The sequence below is a fragment of the uncultured Ruminococcus sp. genome, from assembly GCF_947301925.1.
In the GTDB taxonomy this organism is placed as follows: domain Bacteria; phylum Bacillota; class Clostridia; order Oscillospirales; family Ruminococcaceae; genus Ruminococcus.
This window is the reverse complement of record NZ_CAMYUE010000030.1, coordinates 1-12370: the sequence shown is the minus strand read 5'-3', so window position 1 is coordinate 12370 and position 12370 is coordinate 1. Positions and strand designations below refer to the sequence as shown.

General features: G+C 49.4%; 9 protein-coding genes, 3 tRNA genes and 1 pseudogene. 3 read left to right on the top strand and 10 right to left on the bottom strand.

Annotated features, from left to right (window positions below):
• The 10 genes and pseudogenes from Q0Y65_RS15655 to Q0Y65_RS15610 all read right to left on the bottom strand — a co-directional run.
• Window positions 1-230: pseudogene (locus Q0Y65_RS15655) on the bottom strand (purine-nucleoside phosphorylase); the annotation flags it as partial.
• Window positions 231-539: 309 nt separating this feature from the next.
• Window positions 540-1970, bottom strand: a complete 1431-nt coding sequence (locus Q0Y65_RS15650) for a lipopolysaccharide biosynthesis protein (RefSeq protein ID WP_297961955.1) — start codon at window positions 1968-1970, stop codon at window positions 540-542.
• A gap of 163 nt (window positions 1971-2133) precedes the next feature.
• Window positions 2134-2868, bottom strand: a complete 735-nt coding sequence (locus Q0Y65_RS15645; RefSeq protein WP_297961952.1) for a DUF4190 domain-containing protein — start codon at window positions 2866-2868, stop codon at window positions 2134-2136.
• Window positions 2869-2978: 110 nt separating this feature from the next.
• On the bottom strand, window positions 2979-3374 hold the full coding sequence (locus Q0Y65_RS15640) for a DUF2752 domain-containing protein (RefSeq protein ID WP_297961948.1): 396 nt from the start codon (window positions 3372-3374) through the stop codon (window positions 2979-2981).
• A gap of 3 nt (window positions 3375-3377) precedes the next feature.
• Window positions 3378-3776, bottom strand: coding sequence for a DUF4190 domain-containing protein (locus Q0Y65_RS15635; protein ID WP_297961945.1), 399 nt, complete (start codon window positions 3774-3776; stop codon window positions 3378-3380).
• A gap of 234 nt (window positions 3777-4010) precedes the next feature.
• Window positions 4011-6386 carry an extracellular solute-binding protein gene (locus Q0Y65_RS15630; protein WP_297961942.1) on the bottom strand — a complete coding sequence of 792 codons (2376 nt, stop codon included), beginning with the start codon at window positions 6384-6386 and terminating at the stop codon, window positions 4011-4013.
• A gap of 69 nt (window positions 6387-6455) precedes the next feature.
• Window positions 6456-7610 (bottom strand): ABC transporter permease, encoded by a 1155-nt coding sequence (locus Q0Y65_RS15625; RefSeq protein WP_297961939.1) that lies wholly within the window; start codon window positions 7608-7610, stop codon window positions 6456-6458.
• A 12-nt stretch (window positions 7611-7622) separates the two neighbouring features.
• The gene (locus Q0Y65_RS15620) at window positions 7623-9356 is read right to left on the bottom strand and encodes a biotin/lipoyl-binding protein (protein WP_297961936.1); all 1734 of its coding nucleotides are present in this window, start codon (window positions 9354-9356) and stop codon (window positions 7623-7625) included.
• Between the two features lie 69 nt (window positions 9357-9425).
• Entirely contained in the window at window positions 9426-10331 is a 906-nt protein-coding gene (locus tag Q0Y65_RS15615; protein ID WP_297961933.1) for a carbohydrate ABC transporter permease, read from the bottom strand.
• Window position 10332: 1 nt separating this feature from the next.
• On the bottom strand, window positions 10333-11217 hold the full coding sequence (locus Q0Y65_RS15610; protein WP_297961930.1) for a carbohydrate ABC transporter permease: 885 nt from the start codon (window positions 11215-11217) through the stop codon (window positions 10333-10335).
• Between the two features lie 799 nt (window positions 11218-12016).
• Here Q0Y65_RS15610 and Q0Y65_RS15605 point away from each other — a divergent pair.
• From Q0Y65_RS15605 to Q0Y65_RS15595, 3 genes are all read left to right on the top strand, one after another.
• Window positions 12017-12090: transfer RNA gene (locus Q0Y65_RS15605), tRNA-Gly, on the top strand.
• A gap of 34 nt (window positions 12091-12124) precedes the next feature.
• Window positions 12125-12201, top strand: a tRNA-Arg gene (locus Q0Y65_RS15600).
• A gap of 63 nt (window positions 12202-12264) precedes the next feature.
• Window positions 12265-12340 (top strand) — tRNA-His (locus Q0Y65_RS15595).
• Window positions 12341-12370 lie beyond the last annotated feature (30 nt).

Here is a 12370-nt window from a genome sequence, read left to right as displayed (position 1 = left end):
AGCTCCCATGAGTATATGCCTATGGAAGGCATACCCATGCCGCTTCCCTGCACGGATACGGGAACTCCCTTGTATGTGCCCGTGTAGCCGAGCATTCCCCTGACCTCGTTGTAGCATACAGGTGATTCAAGGTAATTCTCGGCAATGAATTTAGCTCTCAGGGGGTCTCCCGGCATGAGAACCGTTTTGGCGATATCGCCTTTCTTTGCATTGTTGTGTGGTGTCGGCATGATTAGCCCTCCTTTGTTTTAATAATCAGATATAAGTAAATAGTACAGGCACAACCGATGAGAGGCTGTAAGATCACATCTTTCAGAAGCGTCTGTTATTCTCATGTAAAGGGACGCCCTCTCTTACAGGGCGTCCCTCTTCCGAAAACAATTCACTGGATTGTTTTCGGAATTCACCCTTGCGGAGCGCTTGACGTATTCGGGGCTCTGCCCGCCCCCCCGCAAGGGCTGTCAGCCCTTGACCTGACCAAAGGGTCGTAAACCCTTTGGAATCCCTTTCATAGGTTGACCATACAAAAAACTATCTGCTTACGACCGCTTCAGCAGCTTCTTCGCCGTGTCGATTATTGCCTGATAGTTAGTGAACATTATATATGCGAACATCAGGAACACCCAAAGCATATACAGCTTCGGCGAGCCTATTATCAGCACGCTCATCACCAGCAGCACGCCCGTGTTCACCAGCGACCTGACGGCGTTGAACTTAAAGGGTACATAGTACCTTGCGTCGATTATCCTTGCCCAGAAGCAGATAAGGTAGCTCAGCAGAGTAGCTACTGCCGCTCCCTGTATACCCCATACGGGTATCAGGAAGTAGTTCATGGGGATATTCACCGCGCAGGCTACAAACGCGGTCCAGAAGGAGTTCTTGGAGTGCTTGGTGGCGGAATATATACTGCCCAGGAACTGATTGAAGCACATGAACACCACCGCTACTATAAGGATAGGGGTATAGATGTACACGTCCGCGTACTCCGCGTGCTTGTCCGAGGGCACAAGGAACGCCGTCACCGGCTTGACGATAAGGAGAAGTCCTGCCGCCGCCATGAACATTATGGCCTCATAGGCGGAGTAGACCTTCTCGTAGAACTTGTTCCTGTCCGCTGAGGCGTTCTCGGTTATGGCGGACATACTCCACGCCTGGAAGAATATAGTGGATACAAGCGAGATAAGGTTCGGTATCTTGTTGGCAAAGCCGTATATAGCTACCGCTCCCTTGCCCAGCTCATGATAGTCGCTGTGCATCTGCTTGATGAACATTCTGTCAGACAGGGAGGTTATAGCCCACATTACTATAGTGGGGATAAGCGGCAGGGCAAAGTGCATCATTTCCCTGCCGAGGGCTCTGTTGAAGTATTCTGCGCCTGCGAAGTCCTTCAGTCTCGCCGCTATGAACAGGAATATGGCCGAGCAGCCGTCGGAAAGTATGACTGCCAGCAGGAAGCCCTTTACTCCCATGTGCATCCAGGGTATGAATATAACATTGAATATGAAGAAGGTAAGTGTGGCAAGTATTCCGTCAATGGAGAAAAGCTTCACCATATCCCTTGCGCGGACGAAGTTCTGGCATAGCATTCGTATGGAGGACATGGCCACATACAGTATGAACAGTAAGGTGTAGCCTCTCAGGTAGTCCAGAGCGGGTATGCCTCTCAGCAGCGGCACCGTAAAGGCCATTATCAGCATACCTATCATGGTAATGGCGCCGGATGTGGTGAACACCTCGCGCTTGTCGTATTCCTTGTCCAGACCGAAACGGATAAGGTACTCCTGAAGAGCAAAGGTGAATACGGGCTGGAGAAGCAGCAGCGTAGTTTCAAGGAGCTCCTTGACGCCGTTGTTCTCGGGATCTATGTTATGGGCATACAGTCTTGTCAGCAGGAACACCAGTATCTTTGAGCCGAATGTTCCTATGGCAAATATGCCCGTATTAAAGACCAGCTTTTTATATTTATTCATTTTCCACACTCCGAATAATATTATAATGATTATTATAGCACACATCGGCAGAAAAATCAATATATACTGCAATTATATGTAATTTGTAAGCCGGGAAGCATTCAAACAGGCATACACCTGCTATTAATAAAAAAGGGGACGCCGACAGCGGCGTCCCTTGCTTTTACTTTATGAACAGAGCTGAGTTCTCGAGATAATCGAATATGGACGACGAACCTGCCGAAGCCACAACAACTATGAACAGCACTGCTATTGCGATGGAGATAAGGCTGAGCACAAGGCCTGCGATGGCCATGCCCTTGCCGGGAGTGTCCTTCTTTATTGCCACTGCGCCGAGGATCAGGCCGATGAGCGCAAGAAGGAATGCCACGGGATAGAGGCAGCATGATAAAAGTATAGCCAGAAGTCCCAGTACCATCGAGGCTACTGCCATACCCGAACTGCCCTCCTGCGGGGGAGCGCCATAGGGAGGCTGTACATATCCGCCCTGATTCTGGTATGGGTTCTGAGGACCGTAATAATTGGGATTCGGAGCTCCGGGATAGCCGTTCTGGGGACCGTACTGATTCGGATTGGGAGGTCCCTGATATCCGTTCTGAGGTCCGTACTGATTGGGAGCGCCCTGGTATCCGCCCTGCTGGCCGTACTGATTGGGAGCGCCCTGATATCCGCCCTGCTGACCGTACTGATTGGGAGCGTTCTGGTATCCGCCCTGCTGGCCGTACTGTGCGGGCGCGTTCTGGTATCCGCCCTGGGGAGGATTCGGTGCGGGGGCGTCGATATAGCCCGTTATCTCCTCAGCGGGCCCGGGACCGCCGGAGTATACTTCATTCTGTCCGTCAGTGCCGATATTGTCCTGTTTTCCGTCCTGCTGGCCGTTATTGTAGTTGTTATCCATATATATTCCCCTCCTAAAGGTACTTTCAGATATATAAAGTATATCATTTATGTCGGATTTTGTCAATAAAAATAAGCTCCCGCATAAAGCGGAAGCTTATCATATCATCTTTAAGATACAGGTCCGAGGACAGGAAAGAAGTTCCTGGCCACATAGAAGACCAGAAAAGCAGCTATGACGCAGCCCCAGAACCAGCCCTTTCGGGGCAGGAGCTTTACGTCTTTTCCCCATATGCCTATGACAGTTTCCAGATACAGCATAAGCAGCAGGAAAGCTATCACCGGCATGGCAGGATTATCCCGCAGAGCTGTAATGAAATGACCGTGGAGCATAGCATTCACGCTCCTGGTATTTCCGCATCCCGTACACCACAATCCCGTTGCCTTGTGCACGAAGCACTCGGGGAAATGCTTTTCATATCCGATTATAATATCCCTGAGAGCAAACAGAACGATCAGGGCACAAGGCACCGCCGCTCCGATTATTATTCTCAGTTTTTTAGGCATATCTTACTTGATGAAAAGAGCAGAATCCTGGAGCTCTTCAAGAGCTTCCTTGAGTGAATTGCCCATTACAGCAGCAAGGATGATACCGAGGATGCCGAGAGCGAGACCGATGATACCGCAAACGACGCCGGCTGTAGCCTGACCCTGACCGGGAAGCCCCTTCTTCTTTACGTTTACACCGAGAACGATAGCGATAACGCCACATACGATACCTACATATGTGATGCAGCAACCGATAACGATAGCGCAGATACCGAGTACCATTGAAGCAATAGCCATGCCCTTGCCGCCCTGGGGCTCAAGTCCGCCGTTGTTGTAAGGATCCTGAACGTATCCGCCGCCCTGTGCATAAGGATCAGTAGGATTGTTCTGCTGATTGTTGTTGTTGTAATTATTATCCATGATAAAAATCCTCCCTAAAGGTATTTTAATACCTAAAGTATACCACTTTTGACTTTTTTTGTCAATAGTTAATCAAAAAAATATTTGAATTCTTTATGATCCTATATGATTATTGTATTGCAAAGCCTGAAAAAAGAAAGAAGCGCTGCCGTTGTTCGGGCGGCAGCGCCAAAATAAGGAGGTTGTATTTATATACGAAAATATCTGAATATCATTAATTATACAGTGCCGTCATCAGCTCTGCTCGCTTACGAGAATGGATATACGGCTCTGGAGAAGGTCAATTACCTCGTCCGAGGTCTTTTCGCCCTTGAGGTATGCCATCATCTCCTCCTCAAGTATGGACTGCACCTCGGGATCGAAGTCAGCCTCTACCTTGTCAGCATTCTTGATGTAATCCACGATGACGTTCTTTTCTTCCTCTGTGAGAGGATTTATCTTTACGGGCTTGTCGGTAGAATAGAAGTACAGATCATCCTCTATCTCCTTGCCGTTTTCGTCCTTGTACTTGGGCTTGTGCATACTCTCCTCAGCCATCTTGTCAAACTCTGACTTCAGTGAGGGGAAGCCGTTCATGTCCTCTGTGCTTTCCGAGGGCTTGAAGAACTCCTTGATGAAGTTCCAGCAGAGGTCTTTGTCCTCAGCGTTGGTGAGGATAGCGAAATTCTCGTTGAGGGAGAGTACTGCGCCTTTGCCGTCGCTTGAAGGATTGCCTACAAAGCATACTTCCTCGCCCTTGAATCTGCCCTTGATCTCCTGTGTGTAATCCCTGAAGTTACAGAGATACTCGTTTGCAAGGATAACCTTGTCGTTCATGATGTTGTCATCGGCATAGTATTCCATGTAGGAATCCTCGTCATCCCAGTCGATGAGTTCGTCCTCTGAGGGGAACTGATCGCAGAACTGGAGGAGCTTCTTTACATCGGGATCATCGAAGTGGCAGGTGCCGTTATCGTAATCGATGAATCCGTCCATTGAGCCCATGAGCAGTGAGAGCATATTCTCCTTGCAGTCGATATCCGTAAGTCTCATGCCCTTGGGAAGGTTTTTGTATGTATCTATCATATCGTCAACGGACCAGTCGGGCTTGTCAACGTATTTCTTCTTTGCAAAATATGTATTCACCGTAAAGGAAGGTGAGATGGAAAGGAGCTTTCCGCCTATCTCACAGCCGCTGAGAACATTGGGCATGATATCGTCCCTGCTGAGCTCGCTGTCCTTGTCAAGGAAATCATAGAGGTCAACGAACAGGCCCTTGTTCTGGAGGCTCTTGATGATGCCCCTGTTGTATGATACGATCATGTCGGGAGCGTCGCCTGAGATAACGTCCTTCTTGAGCTGGTCTATGCCTCTGGATATTGCCTCTCCGTCATCCGAATAATTGTCGTACTTTGAGTAGTCCACCATCTTTATGCGGACGCCCTCATTTGACTTGTTGAACTTTGATACCTTGTTCTTTACGGCCCAGTCGTCGTAGAGAACGCCGATCGTTATGACCTTTGTATTCTCGATGTCTGCGGCGTCACGCTTTGTAAGGCGGTAAAGGGCTGCGCTGTCTTTTTCGTAATCCTCATAGCAGATAACGTAATCGCCGTTTTCAAGGAATACCAGCGAATCTACATAGCCGTTTCCAAGGTCTGAGTCCAGCCAGTTTACGATCTCGGTGCCCTCGCCCTCCTCGTTTATTCCGAAAAGTCCTGAAGAAGATCCAATATAATAAGCGTATTTGTCGTCGCCCTTGAAAATGCGTCCCAGCTGACCGTTCATGCCTATGTCCTTGAGCTTTATTGATGTGCCGTTGCCCTTGAAGGTGGCAGCGTCGATAAGCTTGATGTTGGTATCATCCTCAAAATAACCCGTTGCGGCAAGGGTATCGTCGTCTATAACCGAAATGCCTTCGATATAATGCGCCTTGTCCAGCTCGATAGCACCCTGTATCTTTCCGTCGGAGCCGACGATAACGTTCTCGTCGCTGCTGTCTCCGTAAACCGAAACTATGCTTTTTCCGCCGCCCACAGCGTAGAGTCTTCCTACGCCTGTGCCGTAGTTGTCATCGCCGATATACTTGTCGAGTCCGGAGAGCTCGTTCTCGGCCTTGACAGTGCCGTCAATGTCGATCACATAGAGCTTGTAGCTGTACTTTACATTTGAGTAGAATTCTTCAAAGTCGAACTTCTCATAATCGAAGTCGGGGTCCTCATAATCGGGCTTCTCCATATCGCCGTAATCTGCAAAGGTGCCAAGTGCCACTATCTCTCCGTCGGGAGCGATATCCACGTTGAAAGTGACCTCCTGATCCTCGGGGATATCGAAGTTGATGTCTATCTTGCTGAAATCCGCGAACTCGCCGTCCGTAAGGTAGAATGTGGGTATCGGATCACTGTAGTCATAGGAGCTGAGAATGACAGTATTATCATTAAGCATTCTGATACTCCTTATATTCTCGACGTCGCAGTCCAGCTCCATTGCATGATATGAACCTGCCAGCAGTTTTGCCGTATCCTTGTTCTTTCCATTCTGTTCACTGCGGGAACATGATGCTGCTGCACCTGCTATGATCGTTAGAGCTGCGGATAAAGCTGTGATTCTTCTGAGATTGATCTTTTCCATAATAATCCCTCTTTTTCTTTTTTGTTTTTTTATTTATTATACTTTCTTTTGTTAGCCTCGGTCTGTGCCTCAGCTTTCTTTTTCTCCGGTCTGCGCGGCCTTTTCAGGCAATCTGCTTCTCAGCCGTCTCCATCCTGCCGAGAAGCCTTCTGCCGCAGCCTTTTTCAGACCTTCTTTTTTGCGCATGAACAGTCTGTATGCCATTATTATCAGACACAGTGCTGTTATGAGCGGTATAGCAAGGAGCACTCGCCGCGCTCCGTAGATGAATGAGAGCCTGACGTCAACCATTCTTGATGCGTTCTCCCAGAAGGGATAAACGATACCGTCGTCCGCGACGACATATTCGCCAAGCTTTTTCAGAGCCTTTGCCCGCTTCTTCGGATCAAAGCGCTCCGTATTGTTCACTACGCTGACCTTTCCTTTGTATGTCTCGGAGAGGTACTTGTTCACCGTATTGTATGCGAAGTTCTCCACGGGATCGGGCACCACACATTCATAGCAGGTAATGCCGTCTGTTTTTGAGGCTTTGCCGCCGATGTCCGTGTCCTTCTCGCCGTAGCTGCTGTCCTCGCCGAATATCAGTCCCGCAGCGTAGGAGGATATATATGCCCTGGGAACGTCGCCTGCACAGCGTTCCTCTGAGTCTGTTGAAGGAGTCTCTATTACTCCGGAGATATAAAGTCTGACATCATTTATATATATGCTCATGCCCGCAACATCGTCCGAGCCGTAGAGGTTCCACGCCAGACGGGTGTCAATGACCGCTCCGTCCTGCATGATGTCGTCATCGTCAAAGAACGAGCCGTTGGTGAGCCTGAAGCCGCGGAACAGGAAGAAGTCTCCTCCCACGGCGGTTATATCCGCCTCTGAGCGGCCTGTGAGGTCACAGGTCACCGTCGCCTCTCCCGCACGATAGCTGTAGGCGTCGGGAAAGAGCGTCCTGCCGTCCTCGGAGGTAACGGATACCGCTGCCAGCTCTGATGTCAGCTTCGATCTCACACCGTTGACGCCGCTTTTGTCAAAGCCCGCATCGGGACTGAAAAAGCAGCTTATCTGTGTGAACTCGCCCTTGCCGCCGTTCCGCCAGCGGTCTGCGGCGAAATTGTAGTCCTGGGATCTTGCCGAAGCGCTGCCCACGGCCGTAAGAATGACGGCTCCCGCCACAGCTGCGGCGTTCACCGCCGCCGCGGCTATGAATAGTTTCCTGAATAAAGGTCTCATAAGGTCACCACCTTATTTATCCTTCAAGCGGACCTGATCTCCGGGATATACTATCTTGCTGGCCGCGGTTATTACATAGTCGCCTCTGTCGATACCGCCTGTAACGGCGCTGGACACCTCGTCCTCGGCCTCAAGGTTCACGGCCACCTTTTCTGCATAGTAGCGGTTTCCGAGAGGAGTGCTCTTTGAGCGCACCACCAGAACGTAATAGCCGCTGTCGTTATCCTTCTTTACGGCGCTTCTGGGAACTATGGCGTCATAGTTGCCGCTTCCGCAGGGGATCGAAAGGTCTATGCGGTCGCCCGAGTGAACATCGCCTGTTACGCTGAATACCAGCGTCTTTGACTTTGAACCCGAGGAGGCATCGTTTCTGATCTCCTTGAGAACTGCCGTGATATCGTCGTTCCAGTTGTTGACTACCTCGGCCTCGACGCCCTTCTTTATCTTCTTGACCTTATCTGTCTCGGCGGATATGCTCACTGTGAAGCCCTCCTCCGAAAGATCTATATTAGCGGCTACGGTGCTTTCCAGAATCTTCTCGTCGGGCTGTACGTTGACGGAGCTAACCACGCCCGAATACTTGGATCTTATCTCGGTGGACTTGGCCTCCTTCTTCAGCTTATCCACCTTTTTCTGCTGAGCCTCCATGGCCTTCTTCTTGGACTCTATCTCAAGGTTTTCCTTGCTGTCGCTTATGGAGTCCTTGCGCTTGGTGTTGTTGAGCTCGATTATGAGCTCCTCAAGAGCGTTCTGCTTTTCGGTCACGGAAGCCGCAAGTGTCTCATATGTATCTGTTCCGGCCTCGCCGTACTCGGCGGTGTAGCGGTCAACGGCCTCGCTGAGTGAAGCCACGGAGGCGTTGACGTCGCCAAGCTGTGAGGCGAGCTCGCCGCGGATCCTGTTCTTCTCGGAGATGTAGGCCTCCTTTGCGGAGTTCCTTGCCTGCTCCCTTGCGTCGGCGTCAGCCTTTGCAGTATCAACATTGCTGCCGCTCTCAACCGCCATCTGATAGGTCTCGTAGGCAGCCTTGTACTCCTCCTCGGCGGAATTGTATGCCGAGCAGAGGGAAGCAAGATCGCCGCTGTATTCGGGAGCCGCCTCCATATAGGAATCGGAGTCGATAGCCTTTATAGTGGACTGGAGTTTCTCCTGGACCGCTGTCTGCCTTGTGAGCTCCGACTTGTTGCGTCTGTACTCCTCCTTTGCGCTTGCAGCGTTGCTGTCATTGTATCTTGCGGCGTCGCGCTTGGCGATAAGGTCGTTGAGCTCTGCTCTTGCGGCCTTGATCTTCTGATTCTCCGTTGAATAGTCCAGAGGCTCCTTGAGAAGCGCCGTCTCATAGGCAAGCTTCAGCTCGTCAAGGGACTTTTCCTCGGTCTCGATAGTATCACTGTCCACTGGAGTCACGGTAAAGAGGATATCGTCCTTTTTGACCTCCTGTCCCGTTTTTATATGTATCTTTTCAATTGTCCTGCCGCTGTCTACGGTGACGTCGTAGGTCTGGTTGGACTCGATGACGCCGTCCTTCCTGATGCGCTCGGTAAGCTTTCCCGCTGACACTGTCTCAGTGGATATCTCCGGCAGCGACTTGTTCATTATGGTGTTCGAGAAGAAGGTAAGTATCAGCATCACCGCAAGAAAGACGATGATGAGAGTCTTTATTATCTCTCTCCTCTTTGCGGGGGACTTTGTTTCTTTATCGTCCTTTTCCGCAAGTATATCCTTGACTTCTTTTGTTTCATTCATTTTATATTTGCTCCTTCTGAAAGAATAGCTGCGTTATATTTATGATATCCTGTGTTTATCAACTTTTCGTCAACCCTTGATACCGCCGGAGTAGGTTATGCCCTCCACAAGGTAATCCTCTCCGTAGAGGAACATAAGTATGGTGGGTATCATGTAGACGACTCCCACCGCAAAGGCAAGGCCGATATCTCCCGTGTTTATCTGTGAAAGGAACACGGACAGCGGGTGGAGCGCAGGATCCTTCATGAGCACCAGGGGCTGCTCCACCATGTTCCAGTAATCTATGAATACCAGCATGGCAATGGATACTATGGCTCCCTTGCACAGGGGAACGTATATCTTGGTAAGTATCTTCAGCTCGCCTGCGCCGTCAAGCTTTGCCGCCTCGACATACGAAACGGGTATGCGGCGCATGACCTTGGTCAGCAGGAATATACTGAACGGAGAGAATATGGCGGGCAGGATTATCGCCCGTCTCGTGTCCAGCATATTGAACTTCTCCGCCACAAGGAAATTAGGCACCAGAGTTACCTGATAGGGCATTATCATAAGTATGAGGTATGCGAAGAAGATAATGCTCTTGAACTTGTTGGGATATCTTGAGAAGCCGTATGATGTAAGTATGGCCACGATCATCTGGAACACCGTTATTGGCACCGTGAGCATAACCGAATTCCAGAACTTCAGAAGGTAATCGGAATTCTGTATCAGCACCGCCTTGTACTGGTCGAAGGTGACCTTGTCGGGTATGAACTTCAGGTTGACGTCCTGTGAGATGAAGGTCTTCTTGTCCTCGGTCATGTTTGAGAACATGGCTCCGTAGTTGGCGGATATCTCGTTTGACGTCATGAAGGAGTTGGCTATGGTCAGCACCGTAGGCATAAGGAAAAGCACAGCCGCCGCCAGTATGAAAATGAATACCACCGCGTTGAACAGCTTCTGCCGTCTCTTCATGCTCATTACTTTCAGCTTCATATCACTCCACATCCTTTCCGAAGAAGTTCTCCGCGATGAGGAGGGCCGCCATTATCACTATCATCAGCAGCGCGAACAGCACAGCCGCCGCAGACAGCTTCTGATAGTCGAGGCTGTTGAAGGTATTGTTCATGAAGTGCTGGAGCATATATAGCTTTTCCTGGGGATAATTTCCTGTCAGGAGATATACCTCGCGGAATATCTTGAAGGAGTTTATCAGCGAGAGGATCAGCACAAAGAGTATCGTCGGCGAAAGGTATCTCAGCTTGATGTGTACGAACTTGTACCATGAGCCTGCGCCCTCGAGGTCGGCGACCTCGATGATGTCGCGGGGTATGGCACACAGCGCCGACATGAACAGTATCATATTGTATCCCAGATTCTTCCACAGGAACATACATATTATAACTACCTGTCCGTAGGGCGACTTCAGCCAGTCAATGGAGTGACCGCCGAAGTGCTCTACTATCTGGTTTATGGTACCGTGATTATGGAACAGCACCTGCCACACGAGGACTACGGAAGCCGTAGGCACCATGAGGGGGCTGAGGAAGAATGTCCTGAATATGCTCTTTCCCGGTATCCTGCGTTCAAGGAGTATCGCAAGTCCCAGTGAAAGTATCAGCGAAAGAGGTACGGACACCAGCGAGAAGAACGCTGTATTCTTTGCCGCCTTTGTAAAGGCCGCGTTGTGGAACAGCTTTATGTAGTTGTCTATACCTACGAATTCTTTCGTTACAGGGTTGCTTATCATTGAGTAGTATATTACTATGCAGAACGGAACGAAGAAGAATATCATCACTCCTATAAGGCTCGGCATAACGCAGATATTGCTGAATACGCGCTCGCCCTTCCTTCCGCACTGGTTTCGGGTCTTGTTTTTCATCCGGTCACAACCTCACAAATCATTTCCTTTTGCTCAGAGTTCTTCCTCCGGCCTTCATCAGCTCAGCTTCTATATATAAGTGCTGCGCGGAGCTTAAAAAGACGAAGGCCAGGGAAAATTTTATATTTTAACTATATCATGCTGCCCCGCGGCAATTTTTCCTTTGCCTTTCCTGCCACACCATTATACACAAATGAACTGCTCATTTTTGTGCAGCCTTCAGCATATTTTTTGACTGTAAATAAAGAGGCAGCGATCGGACGACTTCTGTGCTTCTGCAATAAAGCGCAACATTGACAAACAGTTGTCAATGCCGGACAGCTTCCTTTGCGGAAAACGCGGATCACCATACCTGTTGTTCCGGTAACGATGATATTATCCCTCGGTCTCCGCAGAGGAGTTGTCCCCTTCCGCGCCCCTTCTTTACTTTTTCGCCTGCTCCGCCGCGCTTCAGTACGCTGTGGAGCATAAACCTTAACAGAAACGCATTATCGGTCATTTTTGTCGTCTCTCTCACGGTTCTTCTATATCATACACTGTCAACATGACATTAGCGTGACTTTTTCATAACAAATCTGTCACTTTGAGATGCGGACAATGTCTTCTATAATATTAGACGTTATTTCCGCACGGATTGTGACATTTATTTCAAAAAAATTTCCGCTTCTCAATCATAATCGGCATTTTGACTCCCATTTAACCGCGCCATTACAAAAATTTGGTCAATGTGACTGTTTTTCAAAACCGCTATTGACATTCAGCTCTGATTATGATACAATATTTTCTGTTGAAACGCCGTGCGGGTGTAGTTCAATGGTAGAATTCCAGCCTTCCAAGCTGGTTACGTGGGTTCGATTCCCATCACCCGCTCCATTCATTAGCAGCTCTGGCTGCTATAGTTTTCTGTGCGCCTTTAACTCAGCTGGATAGAGTAACTGCCTTCTAAGCAGTAAGCCGCTGGTTCGAATCCAGCAAGGCGCGCCAAACCGAAACTCTCCGTTACCTGACTCCATCTAATGGAGAGCTTCGTTTTTATTTATTGAATATGGTGGGTGTAGCTTAGCTGGTTAAAGCGTCGGATTGTGGTCCCGAAGACCGTGGGTTCGAATCCCATCTCCCACCCTCTAAATATAACAACTACTCAGAGTACAAG

Bases quoted from the DNA above. Each gene is read 5' to 3' on its own strand.
- Q0Y65_RS15650 (WP_297961955.1), bottom strand. From the start codon at position 1,970: ATGAATAAATATAAAAAGCTGGTCTTTAATACGGGCATATTTGCCATA.
- Q0Y65_RS15645 (WP_297961952.1), bottom strand. From the start codon at position 2,868: ATGGATAACAACTACAATAACGGCCAGCAGGACGGAAAACAGGACAAT.
- Q0Y65_RS15640 (WP_297961948.1), bottom strand. From the start codon at position 3,374: ATGCCTAAAAAACTGAGAATAATAATCGGAGCGGCGGTGCCTTGTGCC.
- Q0Y65_RS15635 (WP_297961945.1), bottom strand. From the start codon at position 3,776: ATGGATAATAATTACAACAACAACAATCAGCAGAACAATCCTACTGAT.
- Q0Y65_RS15630 (WP_297961942.1), bottom strand. From the start codon at position 6,386: ATGGAAAAGATCAATCTCAGAAGAATCACAGCTTTATCCGCAGCTCTA.
- Q0Y65_RS15625 (WP_297961939.1), bottom strand. From the start codon at position 7,610: ATGAGACCTTTATTCAGGAAACTATTCATAGCCGCGGCGGCGGTGAAC.
- Q0Y65_RS15620 (WP_297961936.1), bottom strand. From the start codon at position 9,356: ATGAATGAAACAAAAGAAGTCAAGGATATACTTGCGGAAAAGGACGAT.
- Q0Y65_RS15615 (WP_297961933.1), bottom strand. From the start codon at position 10,331: ATGAAGCTGAAAGTAATGAGCATGAAGAGACGGCAGAAGCTGTTCAAC.
- Q0Y65_RS15610 (WP_297961930.1), bottom strand. From the start codon at position 11,217: ATGAAAAACAAGACCCGAAACCAGTGCGGAAGGAAGGGCGAGCGCGTA.